The sequence below is a fragment of the Nocardia sp. GCM10030253 genome, from assembly GCF_042675075.1.
Taxonomy (GTDB): Bacteria; Actinomycetota; Actinomycetes; order Mycobacteriales; family Mycobacteriaceae; genus Nocardia.
Window position 1 is genome coordinate 296,070 of record NZ_JBHTDL010000007.1, and the last position, 19,661, is coordinate 315,730.

Below are 19,661 nucleotides of genomic sequence, written 5' to 3' on the forward strand. Positions count from 1 at the left end.
GCGGTCGCCTTTCCGAAACCCGAGCCCGGCTGACCACACCCGACGCCACAGGATTCGCCACCATCGTCACCCGCCGGACACCGGTCCCCCGACATGCCACGCCGACAAGCCTCCAGACCCGACTGCCCCAACCTCCAACCGCCAAGCCTGCACCTCCCACCGGGTGCACTTCCGCGAGTGGCGCACCATGACGGTGACACCCACGTTTCGCCGCAACCGTGTGCCACTCACGACCTTCTGGTGACAACGCGCCCACTCTGTTCACGGCTGACCCTGGCTTTCGGCGGCCAGCAGGGGTACCCACATGCGGCGGGCCAAGGCGCCGAAGCGGCTGGTTTCGCCTGGTTCGCCGGGGGGTGCCGGGGCTTCGGTGAGGTGTTCGAGGCGGGGGGCCGGGCCCCATACGTAGCGAAGGTGACGGTCGGTGTGGTCGCCGAAAGGGCCGGGGCCGTTGGGGCCGCCGTTGAATTCGCGTTCGGCGGCGGCGACGGCTTCGTCGACGGTGGAGCCACGGAAGCGGCGGTCGGCGTAGGCGGCGGTGGCGCCGGCGGCGATCGGAAGGGGTTCGGTGAGGCCAGCGTCGCGAAGTTTCACCAGCTCCCGCAGGACCGTCAGTGCGGCGGGGGCGTCGGGGGCGGTGAGCACGGAACGCCATGCAGGGCGGCCGAATTGGCCGCGGCCGGTGGTTACCGCGCGCCACGAGCGATCCTCGGTGACGGCCAATGCGAGCAGCGACACCCATGCGGCGATCCGATGTTTCGGCGCGAGTCGGGAGAACGTAGTGCGAACCAGGGTTTCGCCGTGCACCTCCGGCACGGTACCGGTGAGCCTGCGGCCGTTGCCGAGATCGATGGCGATGTCGACAGCGCGCGCGGACCCCTCGTATTCCGGCAGTGCTGCGCGGACCAGTTTGTCCACGGTGCTCTCGACCTCGTCGAGGACGGCGGCGCCGAAACCGAACGGCGGCAGCGTCCCACGCCGCCACTCCGCCGCGCGAAGTCCGGCCGGGTCCGCACCGGTCAGCCGGGCGGCCAGCAGGCGTTCGCCGAGTTCCCATTTCGCGAGGCCGTCGAGTTCGATAGGCAGCCGGTCGGCGATGTCCTCGTCGTGCTCAGGCACCCGCAGGCCGAGGCGCTGCCACAGGAACGCGCGAATCGGGTGCTCGACGAACGAAATCAGGTCGGCGAGCGCGACATCCGTGAGCTCACCAGCGGGTAGCGGTCCGGCGAGGAACTCCGGGCGCGGCCGCGCGGGAGCGACGGCGGCCTGCGCACCGGCCAACGCGACCGTGTCGAAACTGAAAGGCTTCTCGGCCAGGAAGTTACGCCGATCGAACGCCTGCAACGGATGACGGGTCACCACCGCGGACATCCCGGCGGCACCGACATGCGCCCGGATCGCATCGAGCAGCTCGGCAACCGGGATGGCGGGCGGGCGGTGCGCGCCGGTGACGGGGTCAGCGCCGGTGTGGAACACCAGCAGCCGCTCGCCCGCCGCCATGATCGCGTCCATCAGCAACTGCCGGTCCTCACTGCGCGAATCCCGTTCGCCCAGTAGCGGATTGCGGGCAAGAACATCGTCGCCGTCGACGCCACTGGTGCGCGGGAACACCTCGTCATCCAGCCCGAGCAACACCACGACCCGATGTGGTACCGACCGCATCGGCACCATCGTGCAGACAGTCAGCTCGCCGGTGCGGAAGTTGGCGCGGGTCGGCCGGGCCGCGAGCCGACCGGCCAGCAGCACGCCGATATCGGGCAGCCGCAAGGGCACATCGCCCGCGTGCTCGGTGGCGGCGGCCAACTCGCGGCGGGCCTCGGTGCGCACCCACGCCTGACTGTCGGGCACATCGGTGAGCAGGTCGAGGCATCGCCCGAGCACCGCCGCCCACTCGTGCGCCGGTCGCGGCCCACGCAGGTCGCGCAGACAGACGGCAAGCCGGTCGATGAATTCCGCGAACCTGCCTGCCAGATCGACATCGTTGCTGTCCACGTCGTCCAGCGGCAGCGCCAAATCCAGCCAGTCCTCGGATGATTCGTCCGCGGTGACGCCGAGCAGGATCCGGTCGACCGCGCTGTTGAGAGTGTTCTGCGCGAAGTCGGCCAGCCCGAACGCCTGCCGCTGCCGCTGCCCGATCCCCCACCGCGCCCCGGATTCGGCCGCCCACTCGCGCAGCCGCTCGATATCGTCGTCATCGAATCCACAACGGCGCCGGATGGTTTCAGTTGCCGCAAGATCCAGCACCTGCGTCACCGTTACTCGCCCGTCGGCCAGCTCGAGCAGCACCCCGATCACCGCGAGCAGCGGATTGGTGACGCCGCGCCCCCGATCGGCGAGCCGCACCCGCAACCGATGCGCTGGATGCGCCGAATCCGCCACCGCCTCACCGGATCCCGGTGCCCGCTGACCGAACGCGGCCCGCACCAACGGCGCATACGCCTCGACTTCGGGGCACATGATCAGCACATCGCGCGGCTCCAGGGTGGGATCGGACGCGAACACCCCGAGCAAGCACTCTCGCAGCACCTCCACCTGACGCGCCGGCCCATGACACGCGTGCACCTGAATGCTGTCGTCGCCCGCGACGCCGACACCCGGGTTCGGCGGCCACGCATCCGCTCGGATCCCGGCCTGCAGCGCAGCCAGCAGCGTCTGCGCCCGCCCGCCGGCCGGCGAATCGCGATCGTGTGCAGCATCGCCCAGCCCACCACCACTGGATGCCGTTGCTTCCGCAGCGCTCACCGCAACCGCGGCATGGTGGACATCGGTGGCGACGAATCCGGCCAACCGTTGCTGGAGCTCCCGCACATCGCGTGCGAGCCCGGACAACAGCGGATGCCGAATGACGGTGGCACCGACATCGTCGGCCCGCGCGACGGCAACCGGCCGCCCGGCCAGCTCCGACCACATGGCCGGGCTCGGGTGTGCCAGCCACAGGTGGATGTCACGTCCGGCCGACAATGCCGACAGGACCGCGAGCTGATCGGTCGGCATCCGAGTCACCCCGAACAGCGACAGTCGGACCGGCAGATCGACCAGGTCGGGCTCCGCACGCAACCGATCGCAGGCGGCCGCAAGACGCTCGGCCGGGCTCGGCGCACCGACCTCGGCCCGCAACCGACGCCACAGCGCGGGTTGCCACAGCAGATCGTCGGGCACCGGATTACCGGCGCCGTCGGTGTCGGCGCCCGCCGCCCACTCGGTGATCAGCGTCGGGCGCTGCGCGGCGTAACTGTCGAACAGCGCGGCCAGGTGCGCGGCGGTGGCATAGCGGCGGCCGACGCGATGGTCGCGGCCCGCGGGATCGTTCGCACCGAGGTGCCTGGCCAGCACCGCCGACCACGGTTCGGACAGCGACGCGTCGATCACCCGCAGCAACGTCCACACCACGCGTTCGGACGCCCACGGGTCGTCCTCGGGTCGCACCCCGCTCGCCGCGGCAAGCGCCTCGGCGACCAACGCGGCGGGCGACGGGAATTCGATATTCGCCGACACACCATCGGTCGACCGCGGCGACCCGCCGACACCGAGCACCGTCGACAACCACTGTGTCAGCCAGCGCTCCACCCCCTTGGCGGGCACCGCGACCACCTCCGCGGCGAACGGGTCCGCCAGCGGCGCGGCCAGCATCGCGGCCAGCGAATCCGCCAAGGCGTCGGAGCGCTCGGCACGGTGGATGTGCAGCGGCATCTACGCCCTCTCGTCGGGTCCGGATTCTTCGTCGAAACGCCTCGGGCTTCGTGCACGTTTATACGCCCAGCGATCGGTACGCAACTTCGGCACCCCGTTGGTCCGAGAGTGAAATAAGCCACACGGGAACGATTTACTTCGTCGTGTCACCTCGGATCGAACGCCTCGATGTGCAACAGTGCTCAACCGGGGAGGAACGGGAGACTGCACGAAAGGCTGGTTCGCGTTTCATGGTTGCGATGGTGATTCCCCTTGTTCCGAGAGGCGGGTTCACAGTCCGCCGAGTCGGAGACCGATGGGAGCTGGTCAACTCGCGCTCATATGGTCGAACCTGCGTCCTACACTCCTGGCCCCGCGACAATCATGCCGAGGCCTTCGCGCACTGCTATCGGCTCAACGGACGCACCGTCGAGGAATTGCGTGCGGCGTTCCGCTGACAGCCGTGCTGCGAAAAACACTGCGGGGCAAGTGCGCAACGATTGCAGTAGCACACTGTCGCGCTGAGCTCAAGACGTGCGCCCAGCGCGCCGATGTGCGATCGTGGTCCCTCGTGCGTTACCCCTTGGCCGTCACCCGGGCCGTTCCCCGCGTGGCCGCATCAACCTGTGTCCTCGCCGCTGCGGCGATCCTGATCCCGAGCGCACCCGCGCTATTGCCGATCGCGTACGCCGCGCCGCCTGCGCATATGGCGGGCTGCCTACCAGGCTTCGATTGCGATATGAGCAACCGGATCGCCGCCGTCGACACCTATCTGAGCAGTCGGCCCGGCGTCACCGGCTACGTGGTGCGCGATCGGGTCAGCGGTGGGATATACGCGAACGAGAATGCGGAGAACCCGGTCTGGACCGCCTCGACCATCAAACTCGCGATTGCCGCGGATCTGCTCAACCGCGCACGGGTCGGTGCTATCGACCTGACGCCAGGGGATCGCGGACTGATCGAGTCGATGCTGGCGACCTCCAACGATGCCGCTGCCGACTTCCTCTGGAACAAATACGCGGGCTTCGACCGGATGGCCTACAACAATGCCTTCCGCGCCAACGGCATGGTCACTCTCGTCCCGCTGCCGACCAACACCGCACTGTTCCCGGATTGGTCGTTCCAAAAGTGCACGGCCGCTGATCTGGACCGACTGATGGACAACATCTTCACCCGGATGCACCCCGACGACCGCAACTACCTCTTCGACCGGATGCGCTCGGTGGACATGAACCAACACTGGGGACTGTGGGGCGCGGGCCAGAAGATGCGCCCAGGACTGAAGAACGGCTGGTCGGCCGAACAGGGCGGCTGGGTCGTGAACTCGGTCGGCTTCGCAGGCCCCGAGGAGCGCTACACCCTGGCGATCATGAGTTCGCTCGGGGAAGACGGCGGCTACACCGAGGGCGCCGAGACCGACACCAAGGTCGCCGAACTCCTCTTTTCCGGACGCTGACCCAGCCATGAGCCGCGGGAGCCGAGCACGGCTCCCGGGTGCTCGTGTCAGCGGCGGCGGAGACTGACCGGAGCGCCATCTCTCGGGAACGGAATTGTCGAGAAACCCCAGGGCATTCGGTAGTCCTCGGGGATCGTCCACTCGTATTCGCGCACCAGTGCGGCGATCACCGTCTTCACCTCGAGGGTGCCGAAGTGCATGCCGATGCACTTGTGCGCTCCCGCACCGAACGGCAGCCAGGCCAGGCGATGCGACTTGTCCTCACGGCGGTCTTCGGCGAAACGCTCGGGGTCGAACCGCTCGGGGCTCGTCCACAGCTCCGGCAGCATGTGGTTGACGCTGTAGGCGAGGTCGCAGGCCGTGCCCGCCGGAATGTAGCGCCCGGCGATCTCGGTGTCGCGCACCGCGCGGCGCACCAGGCCGGGTACCGGCGGCATCAACCGCAAGCTCTCCTTGATCACCAGATCGAGATCGCGCATGCGGTCCAGATCTGCGATCGTCGGTGCGACGCCGCCGGTTTCGGCATCGATGGCCAGCACTTCGGCCCGTACCCGCTGCTGCCATCGCGGATGTTTGCCCAGGTAGTACGCGACCGCAGTGGCCGTCGTCGTGGTGGTGTCGTGAGCGGCCATGATCAGGAAGATCATGTGGTTCACCACATCCGCGTCGCTGAACTCCGCGCCGTCCTCGCTGCGCGCGTGACACAGACCGGAGAAGAAGTCCGGTGATTGCGTGTGCCGTTTCCGCGGCAGCATCGCGGTGAAGTAGTCCTCCAGCACTTTGCGGCCACGCAGGCCTGCTCGCCAATGACCGCCGGGGACCGGATGGCGGATGATCGACAGCCCGGCATGCGTGCAGTCGAGGAACGCATCGAGCAGCATGCGGCGCTGGGCGCCGACGTCGACGGCCATGAAGATCTCCCCCGCGATCTCGAGGGTCAGCTCCTTGATCGTCGGATACAGCTTCACCGTCCGGCTGGTCTCGCCGGCGCGGGGCACCCAGCGCCCGACCACCGCGCGCGCCACCGGCGTCAGCGCGGCAAGATGGGCCTCCAGCCGGTCCCTGGTGAATGCCTGCTGCATGATCCGGCGGTGGAACATGTGCTCGTCGAATTCGAGCAGCAGCAGACCACGCCCGAAGAACGGGCCGATGAAATAGTCCCAGCCCTGGCCGAAATCGCGGCGTCGCCTGCCGAGCACCTCGTCGATCGCATCGGGCCCGCAGACCAGCACGCGGTCGATGCCCAGCGACGTATTCAGCGAGACCGGGCCGTATTGCCGATAGCGGTTCATCATCTCCGCCGGACCCCAGCGCAGATAGTGCAGCCCACGCCCGAAATATGGCAGACCGACGTCGCCGTCGACCGCGGTGGTCGTACTACCGGGTGGCGGTGTGGCAAGGACCCGACGCCGCTCCGGGACGCGCCGCAGCACGCGATCGATCAGGTGCCCATCGGGGATATCGATCAACGACGCGTTCTCGGATTCAGGCTGTGCGCTGGGCTTTCGGCCGACGACACGGTCGCGGGCAACCATGGCAAACCTCCCTGAACGACAGCATCTATCGTATTCTCTTTCTCACATTCATTCGGTCGGTTCGCCAGCGCGATGCTCCATCCGGCGGATCGGCGACAGTGCGTTATCGCTTCGCAGCACAGCAGGAACCGGGATCTCGCCGTGACGGTCGAGTCAGCGCCGACTACCGTAAGGCGGGTCAACAACGTTCGTGGGGCCAAGCCCAGGTCTGTCGAGGAGCAGGACGATGAGCACTGAGTCTGTCGAGAACCGTCGTCATCGGGTGGTGGTTATCGGCTCGGGCTTCGGCGGCTTGTTCGGAACCAAGCACCTCAAGCACGCCGATGTCGATGTCACCCTGATCTCCAAGACCTCCACCCACCTCTTCCAGCCGCTGCTCTACCAGGTGGCCACCGGCATCCTCTCGGTCGGCGAAATCGCCCCGGCCACCCGCCTTGTACTGCGCAAGCAGAAGAACGCACAGGTGCTGCTCGGCGATGTCATCGATATCGACCTGCAGGCCAAGACGGTGACCTCGCAGCTGCTCAACCAGAACACGGTCACCGCGTTCGACAGCCTGATCGTGGCGACCGGCGCGCAGCAGTCCTACTTCGGCAACAACAAGTTCGCCACCTATGCGCCCGGCATGAAGACCATCGATGACGCGCTCGAGCTACGCGCGCGCATCCTGGGCGCGTTCGAAGGGGCCGAACTGGCTACCACGCAAGAGATGCGGGACCGGTTGCTCACCTTCGTGGTGGTCGGCGCCGGACCAACCGGCGTCGAATTGGCGGGCCAGATCGCGGAACTTTCCGATCGCACCCTCGAAGGCACGTTCCACAACATCGATCCGCGCGACGCCCGAGTCGTCCTGCTCGAAGGCGCGGGCGCGGTGCTCGGCCCGATGGGCCCGAAGCTGGGCGGCAAGGCGCAGCGCCGGCTGGAGAAGATGGGCGTCGAGATCCAGCTCAATGCCATGGTGACCGATATCGACGCACACGGCGTCACGGTGAAGGACTCCGACGGCACTACCCGTCGTATCGAGTCCTCTTGCAAGGTGTGGTCGGCAGGTGTGCAGGGCAGCCCGCTGGGCAAGATGCTCGCGGAGCAGTCCGAGGGCACCCAGATCGACCGTGCCGGGCGCGTCATCGTCGAACCCGACCTCACCATCAAGGGCCACCCGAACGTGTTCGTCGTCGGCGACTTGATGTCGGTGCCGAATGTGCCAGGCATGGCGCAGGGCGCGATCCAGGGCTCGACCTACGCGGCCAAGCAGATCAAGGCCGGTCTGAAAGGCCAAGCGCCGCAGGCTCGCAAGCCGTTCAAATACTTCAACAAGGGCAGCATGGCGACCGTGTCGCGGTTCAGCGCCGTGTGCCAGATCGGCAAGCTGGAGTTCGGCGGGTTCATCGCCTGGCTGGCCTGGCTCGCGCTGCACCTCTACTACCTGGTCGGCTACCGCAGCCGGATCATCACCGTCATCCAGTGGTTCGTGACCTTCCTGGGGCGCAGCCGCGGTCAGATGGCGGCAACCGAGCAGTGGGTGTTCGCCCGGCTCGCACTCGAGGCCGTCAACGCCGACGAGGAAGACGCCGATGAACTCGCGGCGGCGCTCGGCGCGCCTCCTGCCGAGAACGGTAAGTCCGTGGAGAAGGCCAAGGCCCTCGACAAGGCGGAGAAGGCGGCCGCAGACCGCAAGGCGGGCTGACGGCAAACTTCACGCAATCATTTCGTCGCCTCGCTCGTCGACGCTAGAAACTGACTGTTACACGCCAATCCGGATGGCCCAATCCGTCCCGGATGCAGCGAGTTACGTGACAGCTAATTCATGGCAATACTAAAACCTTTGCTTCACCTGAGAATCGACCAATCCACTTGCGCCGCGGGTCCGAATGTGGGACGTCGAACAAGCATTTCTCCGGAATGAAAGGTGATGTATGGCCACGGGCAAACACAGAGCTCCCAACCCGCAGCGACAGAAGGTTGGCTCGATGGTCGCGGCGGGGGCGGTACCGATAGTCCTGGCGCTGGTGGGAACCGGCACCGCGAATGCCGAGCCGGCGCAATCGAACACGGTGACGCACCCCGAGCAGAAGGCGCAGTGGCCAGCGGCCGACTCGCCCAACGCCGTGCCGTACGAGGGGCTCAACATCCCCGACAACACGCGCAGCTCGCTGCAGTGGTCGCGGCCCGCACCGGACAAGCGCTACCTCGCACCGGTCGGCGTGCTGCACCCACCGGTCCCGGTAGCACCGGTACCGCCGATCGCGCCACCTCCCGGTCAGTTCCGCTTCGGTGACGTCACAGTCCCGACGCCGGACTGGATCGACCAGGAGCAGGCGATCCAGATCAACGACAACGCCGCGATGGCGGAAGCCAATCTCGCGACCTTCCTCGATTCGGTCGGGATGGAACGCAGCAGGTCCGACCGGATCGCCGGCCAGACCATCGGGACCGCCGCCATGGGTGCGCTGGCGGGGGCGGGGGCATCGGCCCCGATCGCGCTGACCTCGGCCGTCATGGGTGGTGTAGTCGGCTTGGTTGTCGGCCTGCCGATCCTGCCGGTCGGCATCGTGGCCGGGCCCATGCTGGGCGCCGGCGTCGGCGCGGCGGTGATCACGATCCCCGCGGCGGCACTCGGTGCGGCAGCCGGTGCGGCGGTCGGTGCGGTCAACGCTTTCAACGCACCCTCGCGGGTCGTCGGCGACTGACCGAGCTCGAAGCGGAAGGGTGGGAACTCGACGACGCTGTCGAGTTCCCACCCTTTTCCTATGTCCATCTCTCGCTCCGCTAACCCTCCGGATGCGAGCTCGGCACCGGATCAACTGCCCAGGAGCAACCCGGTTCGAGTGAACAGCGTCCCGCCGCCCGCCAACGGCAGGCGAGTCGCGGACATGCCGATTGTTTCGACCAGGCGGTCATCGGGATAGACGAGCTCGCTGTCCAGTGCGCGGGGCGCGGCGAGCCGGTCGTCGGCAGCGCTGTCCACGCCGAGTTCCAGGCGGTGCCGAAGCAACGGAAGGTCGCCGACATCCACGTTCAGGTCGCCGCGCCAGCCGCCTCGGTTCTCGCCGACCCTGCCGATCTGCACTCGCTCGCGCAACCGCAGCCGGGCATCGGTCGCCAAGCGGACCGAGGTGACGGCATCGTGGTGCGCGCCGCCCGCCACAATTGTCGGCTCGGGGTCGAAATCCAGTTCTCCCCCAGCCGCGACCTCGAGGCGCCAGTGCGCGCTCGACTGCGGGGTAGCGGCGCTGGGTAGCGCGATGGTCGCCGCCACCGAGCGCACCACCAATCGCGCGCCGGGGCCGACCATGATCACAATGTCGAGCTCGTCACCGCCGAGTGGAGTGGCGGCGGTTCCGATCAGGTACACCGTGTCGGGACCGGTGCGCCGCGCCGCCAGCCCGCCGCTCGCATGGATCTCCGGCAGCGTGCCGATGGCCGCGACGATGCGTAACTCAGTGCGCAATGGCCGATTCGGCAGCGGCCGACTGCTGGTCTTGCTCGGCGATGGCGCGCAATTGCTCACGCACCCAGGCGAGCACCGGGGTTGCGGCCGGATCGTCGGTGAGCGAGATCATCGCGGTCTTGCGCCCTTCGCGCACCTTCGCCGCGTCGCGTTCCATCACGCCGAGGTCGGCGCCGACCAGCGGGGCGAGATCGGTCTTGTTGATCACCAACAGGTCCGAGAAGGTGACACCTGGACCGCCCTTGCGCGGCACCTTGTCGCCGCCCGCGACGTCGACGACAAAGATCTGCACGTCGATCAGGCCGGAGGAGAACGTCGCGGTGAGATTGTCGCCGCCGGATTCCACCAGGATCAGATCCAGCGGCGGATTGGCCGCGATCAGATCGTCGATGGCATCGAGGTTCGCGGTGATGTCATCGCGAATCGCGGTGTGCGGGCAGCCGCCGGTCTGCACGGCGGTGATCCGTTCGTCCGGCAGTACCGCGTGACGGCGCAGGAAGTCCGCGTCCTCGGTGGTGTAGATGTCGTTGGTCAACACCGCGAGTGACAGCTCGTCGCGTAGTTGCCTGCACAGCGCGGCAACCAGCGCGGTCTTGCCCGAGCCGACCGGCCCGCCGACGCCGATGCGCAGCGCCTCCCCCGGTGTGCGTGCACGCTTGGGCCGATCGTGAGTGTGATCGTGCGGTTCACCGTCGATCAGATGCGGGGGCATGAGCGTCTCCTTCTCTCGGGGTCCGTACGGCTCGGTCAGCTGGCGAACAGCGGCATATCCCGCTGCAGGTGGCGTTGTGCCAGCACATCCTGCAGCGGATCCGACAGCGCCGCGAGTCCGGCCTCGGCCTCCGCCGCGGTGCGATCACACAGGTCGGCGAGCCGGACCGTGCACGCGGCGATCGCGGCCGGATCCAATGCGAGCAGACGTTGGGCGGCGGTCGCCGCTCCGGTCAGCGTCGTATAGATGACAACACCGGCCGTCTCCAGCGGCGTCACCGCACAGGCCGCGCCGACCATGCCGAATACCGTAGACAGATGCGGGCGCGACTCGAGCGCAACCCAATCATGCTGCGGCCAAATCTGTTTGGCCAGACGCAAGAGCCCGCGTCCTTGGGCCCGCGACGCCGCACGCGCACCTGGCGCGGGTGTCCTCGCGTCCGCCTCGGCCTCCGCACGCACCGGCTCGAGAGCACCGGAGCACACCGCTGCCGCCAACGAGGCGGCAACCAGCCCCGAGGTACGGATCCGACGGCGTAGATACAGCTCCACCGTCGCGACATCGCGCACGAGCCCGGACGCAACGGCCTCCTCGACTCCGCCGGAATGCACATGCCCGCCGATCGGCAGGCGCGAGTCGGCCAGCGTGAAAAGCATCGCCAGGCTCGTAGCTCGCTCGGCGGGTTGTTGCATCCGTCGATCCTATGCCCCGGCGTGTCGCAGCCGACACCCCGGTCAGCGGTGGAAAGAACGCTCCATGAAGCGCTGGGCTCGGCCGCGGGTGAGGTCGGACCATGCCTGGACCCCAGAAGACCACCACGGGGCGATCTCGCGGGGCTTGGCGGTGATCGCATGACAGACGAGGTCGGAGGCTTCGTCGACGGTGAGGCCGGGGACGCGGCTGAAGTCGGTCGGTGCGCTCATTCTGGTGTGGACCAGCGGCATGTAGATCGAGGTTGTGGTGACCTTGTCGGCGGAAATTTCGGCGGCGACGCTGCGCAGCCAGACATCGAAGGCGGTTTTCGAGGCGCCGTATGCCGCCCACCTCGGCGCGGGCGGCATCCGTACACCCCAGGTGGAAATGTTGACGATGTGTCCCTGCCTGCGTTCGCGCATGCTCGGCAGCAAGGTAAGCAACAGCTTTACCGGGCCGAGGTAGTTCACATCGATGGTGCGGGTGAAATCGTGGAAGCGATCATACGATTCGTCGATCGAGCGGCGAATCGACTTGCCCGCATTGTTCACCAGCACGTCGACGTGACCGTGCTCGTCCAGCAGCTCGCGGCCCAGTCGCTCGACGGCATCCATGTCGGTCATGTCCGTCGGGTACACGTGCGCGGTGCCGCCTTCGGCGGTGATCTCGGCGGCCACCTGCTCGAGGTCCTCGCGCGACCGAGCCACCAGCAGCACGATTCCGCCCGCCGCCGCCAGCTTCCTGGCGCTGGCCTTTCCGATGCCATGCGACGCGCCGGTCACCAGCACGATCCGACCGGAGACCTCCGTACGCAAGGCCTTCGCACGCGGCCGCGAGGTCGGATACAGCAGCCGACTCGCGATCCGCTCAGCGAGCGGCCGCCCATTGCCGGTAGCCGGTGTCTCATTCACGCATTCGACTGTATTGGCCCACCGGCCTTCGCACACCCGTATCGGCGCCGACATGATCAACCGCGACTCGCGACGCCGACCCCGGGCAGCTCACCACCCACCGGGCTACCGGGTAGCCGCACCGTTCTTCGGCGCGGCCCGATCAGCGGCTCTGCCGCGGAGCGAGGTACGCGACGGCCGCCATCACCACCAGCAGCACCGCCCCGGCCGACGTCGCCACGTGCATGCCCGCGACGAACGACTCACGAGCGGAGTCGATGAGAGCGTTGTCGCCGGCGGATCGCTGAATGGTCTCACCCAGCGTGTCGGAGTATTCCCCGCCCGACCGGAAGACCAGTGCCGCAACCGAACCCAGCAGCGCGAGGCCGAGCGCATTGCCCAGTTCGAAGCTCGTCTCGGAGATCCCGACGGCCGACCCCGCCCGCTCCGGCGGCACTGAGGAGACCGCGACCTCGGACACCATCGTGAAGGCCAGGCCGTAGCCGATACCGGCGATCGTGGATCCGACCAGGTACCACGCGAGACCGCCGTCGACTCCGACACCGAGCAGCAGCAGATTGCCGACCGCGGAGGCCAGCAGCGCCAGCACGAACGAACTGCGGACACCGAAGCGCCGGGCCACTCGGGCGCCGCCCATCGAGAATACGAATACCGCGACCGCCATCGGAATACCGAACAAGGCCGCCGCCAACGGGTCTCGCCCGGTGACCGATTGCAGGTAGATGCTGGTGAGGTAGCTCATCGCGGCCAGCGACATCATGCCGGTCAGGCTGGCGCCGATGGCGACCGAGAACTGAGCCCGACGGAACAGGCGCAGATCCAGCAGCGGTTCGGCCAGCTGCCGCTGCCGCCGCACGAAGATGGTCAGCAACGCCGCACCGACCAGTCCGATAGCGAGCGCCTCCACATCCAGGCCTTCTGCCGCAACGTGTTTGATCGCGTACACCACCGGCAGGATGCCGCCGATCGACAGCACCACACTCGGAATGTCCAACGGGCCGAGCACACTGGAGCGGTGCTCCGGCAGTACGAACGGACCGAAGGCGAGCAGGACCAGCAGCACCGGGATGTTGATGAGAAAGACCGAGCCCCACCAGAAATGGTGCAGCAGCAGGCCGCCGAGGATCGGGCCGACCGCCGAGCCGCCCGCGAAGAAGGCAGTCCACACGCCGATGGCGGCGGCGCGCTCGCGCGCGTTCGGAAAGAGGCTGGAGATCAGCGCGAGGCTGGAGGGCAGCAGTGTCGCGCCGCCGACACCCATCAGGGCGCGCGCGGCAATCAGCACACCCGCGCTCGGCGCGAAGGCCGCGATGATCGACGCCACCCCGAAGACCGATGCACCGACGAGCAGGATGTTGCGCCGCCCGATTCGGTCACCGAGATTGCCCATCGTGATCAGCAACCCTGCGATCAGGAACCCATAGATGTCGAGAATCCACAGCTGCTGGGTGGCCGACGGGTCGAGATCGAGGGTGAGGGTGGGCATGGCAAGGAAGAGCACCGAGATGTCCATCGACACCAACAGCACCGGCAGCAACAGGACCGCGAGACCCATCCAGGCCCGACGCGAGCCGGGCTGTGACGGCGCCGCTACCGGCCGCACTGCCTGCACCTCTGTCATTCCAACACCTCAGTCAATTCGATTTCCCGTGTCGCGTACGCCGTACGCATGACCCCGGGTACAGTGTACGCACCAAGGCCGGGAACTGGAAGCGAGTCATGGGATGACCGAGCCGAAGCTCACTAAATCCGCCATTGTCGACACCGCCATCGCGTTGGCCGATGCCGGCGGTCTGGACGCCCTTTCCATGCGGCACATTGCCGAGCGAATGGGTGTCGGCGCCATGTCGCTCTATCGCCACGTCGCGAACAAGGACGAGCTGCTCGCCGCAATGACCGACGAGGTAGCACGCCAGAATCCGTACCCGTCACCGGAGGGGCAGAACTGGACGTGGCGCGATCGGGTCCGCATTGCCGCCGAGATCGATTGGGCGCTGTACCAACAACATCCGTGGGTGCTGCTCACCTTCGCGATGCCCCGCTACAGCTTCGGCCCGCAGAGCCTGGCCTGCCTGGCCTGGCTCGTCGAGGGGCTGCGCGAACTCGATGTCTCGACCCGGGAGGCAACCACCATGGCGTTCACAGTGTGGAACTACATCTCCGGCGCGACGCTGCCGGAGATCAGCGGCGCCCTGTTCGCCCGCGACGGCATCAACCCCGAAGGCGACAACGGCCTGCGCGCATTGCTGCAAGGAAAGTCACAACTGCCGGTTCCGCCCGCGCTCGCCGAACTGGACGGCATCGGAGTCACCGACCTGACCTCCGAAGACCTGCTCTACCTCGGACTGTCGGCGCTCTGCGACGGATTCGAGGCACGCGCCAGGCGGTAACCCTTCGGGCTGGGAACCAACGGTCGAATCGGGCCGAGATCCGCACATTCAGAGCGTGTGCGCTTCCCACACCTGCCACCGCCCTCCCCTGTCCTTGCTGCGCCCGGCTCGGCCGGGCGTTGGGTAGCCCGCTATCGCCATGACATGCCTAGATGCGCATATCTACGTATGGTGATCTATTTGCCTGGTTTTCCCATCTCTCCGTGCGCAGCCCAATGGCTCGTTGTCGGCGCGCGAGCGTTTGACCTAAACCATGGTTGATGTTGAAGAGTTGTCGCCGACCGCCCCACGAACAGGAGTCTCCGTGCACGCCATCCGACTTCACGCCTTCGGCCCGGCCGAAAACCTGCGCTATGAGAACGTCCCGGATCCGGAACCCGGCCCCGGCCAAGTCCGCATCGCGGTGGCGGCGGCCGGTGTCCACCTGATCGACACCGCCATCCGGAACGGTGCGCCCGGCCCGGTACCCCTGCCGGAGCTACCGACCGTTCCCGGGCGTGAGGTCGCCGGAACCGTCGACCAGATCGGTCCCGACGTCGATACCGCGTGGCTCGGCAAGCGGGTCGTGGCGCATCTCGGAAATGTCCCCGGCGGTTACGCCGAGCTCGCCGTGACGGAAGCCACTCGGCTGCAAGAGATTCCGAACAATATCGACCCGGCCGAGGCAGTCGCCGTCATCGGCACCGGGCGCACCACCATGGGCATATTGCAGTTCACCGAGCTCGGCCCCGACAGCGTCGCGGTGGTGACGGCCGCCGCGGGCGGCATCGGGACACTGCTGGTCCAGTACGCCAAGAATGCCGGCGCGACCGTGGTCGGGCTCGCGGGTGGATCCGCGAAAGTCGAACTGGTGCAACGCAATGGCGCGGACATCGCCGTCGACTACACCCAGCCCGACTGGGCCGACCAGGTCCGCGCGCAGCTCGGCGACCGCCGCGCCACCACCCTGTTCGACTCCGTAGGCGGCGAAATCAGCCGCGCCGCACTCGCGCTGCTCGGCAAGGGCGGAGAGCACCTCGTCTACGGCTGGTCCAGCAGGAAACCAGGCGACAAGCCACTGCCGCTCAGCGAGGAGGAACTGGCCGAGCGCGGCGTCACCTCCCAGACGGTCATCGGACCGCCGATGATGCAACGGGTCGGCGGCAACGTCCGCATTCTCGAAGACCGTGCACTCGCCGAGGCCGCCGCAGGCCGACTGCGCCCGGCCGTGCACCGTTTCGCACTCGCCGATGCGGCAGACGCCCACCGCGCCTTGGAGACCCGTGCCACCGTCGGCAAAGTAGTCCTGATCCCCTGACCCGCCCACCTGCCAGGCGTAGCCGCGACCCGCTACGCCTGGTCAGCCAGCCGTGTTGTCGTTCACGACGGCGTAAACGAATCCGTCCCAGCCCTTCGAGCCCACCGTCTGCAGCACGGTCGCGTCCAGCCGCGGGTCGCTCGACAGGAGGTCGATCAGATCGCGACTGGCCTGCACCGCGGAGTCGGTGGACGCGTCGTCGGCCACCGCGCCGTTGCGGACCACGTTGTCGACGATGATCACCGAATCGGGCCGGGTCAGCCGTAGCGCCCACTGCACGTAGTTCGAGTTGTTCACCTTGTCGGCGTCGATGAATACCAGATCGAACGGCTCCGGGTCCTCGGCTCCCAGTACCGGCAGGCTCTCGAGTGCCGCGCCGACCCGGATGTCGACCCGGTCACCCACACCGGCGCGGTTCAGGTTCCCGCGCGCTACCTCGGCGTGCCGGGGTTCGAACTCGAGCGTGACCACCAACCCCTTCTCCCCTACCGCTCGCGCCAGCCAAATCGTGCTGTAACCGCCGAGCGTGCCGATCTCGAGCACCCGCCGCGCCCCGATGGATCGTGCGATCAAGTGCAGAAACTTCCCTTGCGCGGCTGACACATCGATCGCGGGCAGCCCCTCCGCCGCGTTCGTCGCCAACGCCGCCGCCGTCGTATCCCTGTCTCCTACAAGCTTGTCCGCGAGATAGTTGTCAACATCGGCCCAGTCGAATGTCGTCATATTCGCAGTCTGCCACCGCAACCCGGGTAGCACCGGCCCATCGTCCCGACCTGCCGCTTTCGTCTCGCAGGCCTTGCGAGAGCCGCCGCGCAACGAGTAGCCTGCGTCACAATCGAAACCACCGCGTCTCACTTTGACCCCTCACTCGCCGGGATCCAACCGAACGGGAGAACGACTGATGACAACCCGCCGGATCCGTTGGCGCGCCGCAGCACTCAGCACCGGTCTACTCGCGCTCACCTCGGCATTCCTCACCCCCGCCGCCGCCGCACCCGCCGGCGGTGGAGCGGAGTACGTGGCGCTCGGCGACTCCGGCGCGGCAACCACCGGCGTACAGAACTTCGACACCAGCGCCCCGCCACAATGCGCCCGCTCCACCACCAACACCCCGAAACTCGTCGCCAAAGACCTCGGCCTGCACCTCGACGACCGGACCTGCAGCTCCGCCAAGATCACCGACCTGATCAGCTCCCAGGGCCCCGGCATCACACCACAATTCGAGGCCCTCGGCCCCAACACCGAACTGGTGACCGTCCACATCGGCGCCAACGACGCCCAGATGACCAAGCACGTGGCCACCTGCCACCTGGCGGGCATCGTCGGCGGCAACTGCGTGGACCCCGCATGGGACGCCGACATCGACGCCATCGCCGCACCATATTCCGCTGCCCTGCAACAGATCTCGAATCTCGCCCCGAACGCGGAGATCTTTGTGGACGGCTGGCCCCTCTACGTCCGCGACGGCGGCTGTCCCGAACTTCCCGGCCTGCGCCCAACTGACGCCCCCTACGTCCAATCCAAATTCGACCGTCTCAACACCGTCGTCTCCCGCGAGGCAACCGCCCGAGCCGCGACCTACATCGACACCAAAGCCCATGCCACCGGCCACGACATGTGCGCCCCCGCCGGCGTCCGCTGGTTCGACCCGGTCCTTGCCACCGAAACCCTTGTCCCCTACCACCCCACGCTGCAAGGCATGCGCGGTGTCGCCGACATCATCGTCCAGGCCATCCGTTCCTCGCGGTGACATCAATCAGACCGGCTGCGGGCCGCACCTCGCGAGGCGTGCGACGAACCGGTTACCAGGACTCGCTCAGAACAGGAAGTAGCGCTGCGCCATCGGCAGCTCGGTCGCGGGCTGTTCGGTCCAGACCTCACCATCGACACGGACGGTGAAGGTGTCCGGGTCGACTTCGATGCGGGGCATGGCGTCGTTGTGCGGCATGTCGGCCTTGGTCCGCTTGCGAACGTTCTTGACGGGCACCAGCTTTCGGCGCACATCGAGCCGATCGGCGAGCCCGTCCTCGATGGCTTGTTCGGAGACGAAGTGCACGGAGGTGGCCGCGGCGACGGCGGGTGCCGCGCCGAACATGGGGCGCGGGAGGACCGGTTGCGGCGTAGGGATAGAGGCGTTGGCGTCGCCCATAGCCGCCCAGGCGATCATGCCGCCCTTGAGCACCGCGTGCGGGCGGACACCGAAGAAGGCGGGATCCCAGAGTACGAGGTCGGCGAGTTTACCGACTTCCACCGAGCCGATCTCGTGCTCGAGGCCATGGGCGATCGCGGGACAGATGGTGTATTTCGCGATGTAGCGCTGGACGCGGGCATTGTCGGCGGCGCCGTCGCCGGGCAGCGCGCCGCGGCGGCGTTTCATGACATGCGCGGTCTGCCAGGTGCGCATGACGACTTCACCGATGCGGCCCATGGCTTGCGAGTCGCTGCCGATCATGGAGATCGCGCCGAGGTCGTGCAGGAGGTCCTCGGCCGCGATGGTCGACGGACGAATCCGGCTCTCCGCGAACGCCAGATCCTCCGGGATGGAAGCGCTGAGGTGATGGCACACCATCAGCATGTCCAGATGCTCGTCGAGAGTATTGACCGTGTGCGGGCGAGTCGGGTTGGTGGAGCTGGGCAGCACGTTGAGATGCGAAGCGACGGTGATGATGTCGGGCGCGTGCCCGCCGCCCGCGCCCTCGGTGTGATAGGCGTGGATGCCGCGGCCCGCGATGGCGGCGAGGGTGTCTTCGACGAAGCCCGCCTCGTTCAACGTGTCCGAGTGCAGTGCGACCTGCGCGCCCGCCGCTTCGGCGACGGTGAGGCAGGCATCGATCGCGGCCGGGGTGGACCCCCAGTCCTCGTGCAGTTTGAAACCCGCCGCGCCGCCGCGCAATTGCTCCCACATCGACTCGGCGCTGACGGTATTGCCCTTGCCGAGCAGCACAATGTTCATCGGCCAGCCGTCGGTGGCCTCGAGCATGCGTGCCAGGTGCCAGGAGCCGGGCGTCACGGTGGTTGCCTTGCTGCCCTCGGCGGGACCGGTACCGCCGCCGATCAGGGTGGTGATGCCGCCGCCGAGTGCCTCGTCCATCAATTGCGGACAGATGAAGTGCACGTGGCAGTCGATGGCGCCCGCGGTGATGATCCGGCCGTTGCCCGCGATGATCTCGGTGGACGGGCCGACCACCAGGTCGGGATGCACCCCGGACATGGTGTCGGGGTTACCCGCCTTGCCGATGGCGCAGATCCGACCGTCACGAATACCGATGTCGGCCTTGATGATTCCCCAGTGGTCGATGATGACAGCACCGGTGATCACGGTGTCCGGTGCGCCCTCGGCGCGGGTCGCCCTGGCCTGGCCCATGGATTCGCGCAGCACCTTGCCGCCGCCGAATACCGCCTCGTCGCCGGCCCGTCCCGGCCCGCCGCTGCGGTCTTCGGTGATCTCGATCAGCAGATCGGTGTCCGCGAGGCGAATCCGGTCACCGGTGGTCGGCCCGAACAGCTCGGCATACCGAGCCCGGCTCAGCTCACTCATCGTGTCCCT

General features: G+C 67.5%; 15 protein-coding genes. 6 read left to right on the plus strand and 9 right to left on the minus strand.

The window, feature by feature from the left end:
• Window positions 1–261: 261 nt before the first annotated feature.
• The gene (gene recC, locus ACFQZZ_RS17390; protein ID WP_378681228.1) at window positions 262–3,690 is read right to left on the minus strand and encodes an exodeoxyribonuclease V subunit gamma; all 3,429 of its coding nucleotides are present in this window, start codon (window positions 3,688–3,690) and stop codon (window positions 262–264) included.
• A 550-nt stretch (window positions 3,691–4,240) separates the two neighbouring features.
• Between recC and ACFQZZ_RS17395 the strand changes: the two genes are divergently transcribed.
• Complete coding sequence (locus tag ACFQZZ_RS17395) at window positions 4,241–5,125, plus strand: tat pathway signal sequence (RefSeq protein ID WP_378681231.1); 885 nt, start codon at window positions 4,241–4,243, stop codon at window positions 5,123–5,125.
• A 47-nt stretch (window positions 5,126–5,172) separates the two neighbouring features.
• Here ACFQZZ_RS17395 and ACFQZZ_RS17400 read toward each other — a convergent pair whose 3' ends face one another.
• Window positions 5,173–6,660: a cytochrome P450 gene (locus ACFQZZ_RS17400; protein WP_378681234.1), complete on the minus strand. Its 1,488-nt coding sequence runs from the start codon at window positions 6,658–6,660 to the stop codon at window positions 5,173–5,175.
• Between the two features lie 226 nt (window positions 6,661–6,886).
• Between ACFQZZ_RS17400 and ACFQZZ_RS17405 the strand changes: the two genes are divergently transcribed.
• Both ACFQZZ_RS17405 and ACFQZZ_RS17410 read left to right on the plus strand, forming a co-directional pair.
• Window positions 6,887–8,347 carry an NAD(P)/FAD-dependent oxidoreductase gene (locus ACFQZZ_RS17405; protein ID WP_378681237.1) on the plus strand — a complete coding sequence of 487 codons (1,461 nt, stop codon included), beginning with the start codon at window positions 6,887–6,889 and terminating at the stop codon, window positions 8,345–8,347.
• 283 nt (window positions 8,348–8,630) lie between these two features.
• Window positions 8,631–9,350: a hypothetical protein gene (locus ACFQZZ_RS17410; RefSeq protein ID WP_378681240.1), complete on the plus strand. Its 720-nt coding sequence runs from the start codon at window positions 8,631–8,633 to the stop codon at window positions 9,348–9,350.
• Between the two features lie 110 nt (window positions 9,351–9,460).
• On the opposite strand, the gene ACFQZZ_RS17415 is transcribed toward ACFQZZ_RS17410, so the two are convergent.
• The 5 genes from ACFQZZ_RS17415 to ACFQZZ_RS17435 all read right to left on the minus strand — a co-directional run bounded on the left by ACFQZZ_RS17415 (window position 9,461) and on the right by ACFQZZ_RS17435 (window position 14,048).
• Window positions 9,461–10,111, minus strand: coding sequence for an urease accessory protein UreD (locus ACFQZZ_RS17415; RefSeq protein WP_378681243.1), 651 nt, complete (start codon window positions 10,109–10,111; stop codon window positions 9,461–9,463).
• Window positions 10,101–10,823 (minus strand): urease accessory protein UreG, encoded by a 723-nt coding sequence (ureG, locus tag ACFQZZ_RS17420; RefSeq protein ID WP_378681246.1) that lies wholly within the window; start codon window positions 10,821–10,823, stop codon window positions 10,101–10,103. Before ureG ends, ACFQZZ_RS17415 begins: the two co-directional genes overlap by 11 nt.
• A 35-nt stretch (window positions 10,824–10,858) precedes the next feature.
• Complete coding sequence (locus ACFQZZ_RS17425; RefSeq protein ID WP_378681249.1) at window positions 10,859–11,515, minus strand: urease accessory protein UreF; 657 nt, start codon at window positions 11,513–11,515, stop codon at window positions 10,859–10,861.
• Between the two features lie 42 nt (window positions 11,516–11,557).
• Window positions 11,558–12,427 carry an SDR family NAD(P)-dependent oxidoreductase gene (locus tag ACFQZZ_RS17430; RefSeq protein WP_378681252.1) on the minus strand — a complete coding sequence of 290 codons (870 nt, stop codon included), beginning with the start codon at window positions 12,425–12,427 and terminating at the stop codon, window positions 11,558–11,560.
• A gap of 142 nt (window positions 12,428–12,569) precedes the next feature.
• Window positions 12,570–14,048 (minus strand): MFS transporter, encoded by a 1,479-nt coding sequence (locus ACFQZZ_RS17435; protein ID WP_378681255.1) that lies wholly within the window; start codon window positions 14,046–14,048, stop codon window positions 12,570–12,572.
• 103 nt (window positions 14,049–14,151) lie between these two features.
• On the opposite strand from ACFQZZ_RS17435, the gene ACFQZZ_RS17440 reads away from it, so the two are divergent.
• Both ACFQZZ_RS17440 and ACFQZZ_RS17445 read left to right on the plus strand, forming a co-directional pair.
• Window positions 14,152–14,817, plus strand: a complete 666-nt coding sequence (locus ACFQZZ_RS17440) for a TetR/AcrR family transcriptional regulator (protein ID WP_378681258.1) — start codon at window positions 14,152–14,154, stop codon at window positions 14,815–14,817.
• Window positions 14,818–15,121: 304 nt separating this feature from the next.
• Window positions 15,122–16,114: a zinc-binding dehydrogenase gene (locus ACFQZZ_RS17445; RefSeq protein ID WP_378681261.1), complete on the plus strand. Its 993-nt coding sequence runs from the start codon at window positions 15,122–15,124 to the stop codon at window positions 16,112–16,114.
• A 42-nt stretch (window positions 16,115–16,156) separates the two neighbouring features.
• Here ACFQZZ_RS17445 and ACFQZZ_RS17450 read toward each other — a convergent pair whose 3' ends face one another.
• On the minus strand, window positions 16,157–16,837 hold the full coding sequence (locus tag ACFQZZ_RS17450) for an O-methyltransferase (protein WP_378681264.1): 681 nt from the start codon (window positions 16,835–16,837) through the stop codon (window positions 16,157–16,159).
• Window positions 16,838–17,015: 178 nt separating this feature from the next.
• Here ACFQZZ_RS17450 and ACFQZZ_RS17455 point away from each other — a divergent pair, with 178 nt between their 5' ends.
• On the plus strand, window positions 17,016–17,864 hold the full coding sequence (locus tag ACFQZZ_RS17455; RefSeq protein ID WP_378681267.1) for an SGNH/GDSL hydrolase family protein: 849 nt from the start codon (window positions 17,016–17,018) through the stop codon (window positions 17,862–17,864).
• A gap of 66 nt (window positions 17,865–17,930) precedes the next feature.
• On the opposite strand, the gene ACFQZZ_RS17460 is transcribed toward ACFQZZ_RS17455, so the two are convergent.
• Window positions 17,931–19,652: an urease subunit alpha gene (locus ACFQZZ_RS17460; RefSeq protein WP_378681270.1), complete on the minus strand. Its 1,722-nt coding sequence runs from the start codon at window positions 19,650–19,652 to the stop codon at window positions 17,931–17,933.
• Window positions 19,653–19,661 lie beyond the last annotated feature (9 nt).

What these genes read in the sequence shown, in the direction of transcription:
- ACFQZZ_RS17460 (WP_378681270.1), bottom strand. Translation starts at nt 19,652, where the DNA reads ATGAGTGAGCTGAGCCGGGCTCGGTATGCCGAGCTGTTCGGGCCGACC.
- ACFQZZ_RS17455 (WP_378681267.1), top strand. Translation starts at nt 17,016, where the DNA reads ATGACAACCCGCCGGATCCGTTGGCGCGCCGCAGCACTCAGCACCGGT.
- ACFQZZ_RS17405 (WP_378681237.1), top strand. Translation starts at nt 6,887, where the DNA reads ATGAGCACTGAGTCTGTCGAGAACCGTCGTCATCGGGTGGTGGTTATC.
- ACFQZZ_RS17425 (WP_378681249.1), bottom strand. Translation starts at nt 11,515, where the DNA reads ATGCAACAACCCGCCGAGCGAGCTACGAGCCTGGCGATGCTTTTCACG.
- ureG (WP_378681246.1), bottom strand. Translation starts at nt 10,823, where the DNA reads ATGCCCCCGCATCTGATCGACGGTGAACCGCACGATCACACTCACGAT.
- recC (WP_378681228.1), bottom strand. Translation starts at nt 3,690, where the DNA reads ATGCCGCTGCACATCCACCGTGCCGAGCGCTCCGACGCCTTGGCGGAT.
- ACFQZZ_RS17440 (WP_378681258.1), top strand. Translation starts at nt 14,152, where the DNA reads ATGACCGAGCCGAAGCTCACTAAATCCGCCATTGTCGACACCGCCATC.
- ACFQZZ_RS17410 (WP_378681240.1), top strand. Translation starts at nt 8,631, where the DNA reads ATGGTCGCGGCGGGGGCGGTACCGATAGTCCTGGCGCTGGTGGGAACC.
- ACFQZZ_RS17435 (WP_378681255.1), bottom strand. Translation starts at nt 14,048, where the DNA reads ATGACAGAGGTGCAGGCAGTGCGGCCGGTAGCGGCGCCGTCACAGCCC.
- ACFQZZ_RS17450 (WP_378681264.1), bottom strand. Translation starts at nt 16,837, where the DNA reads ATGACGACATTCGACTGGGCCGATGTTGACAACTATCTCGCGGACAAG.
- ACFQZZ_RS17400 (WP_378681234.1), bottom strand. Translation starts at nt 6,660, where the DNA reads ATGGTTGCCCGCGACCGTGTCGTCGGCCGAAAGCCCAGCGCACAGCCT.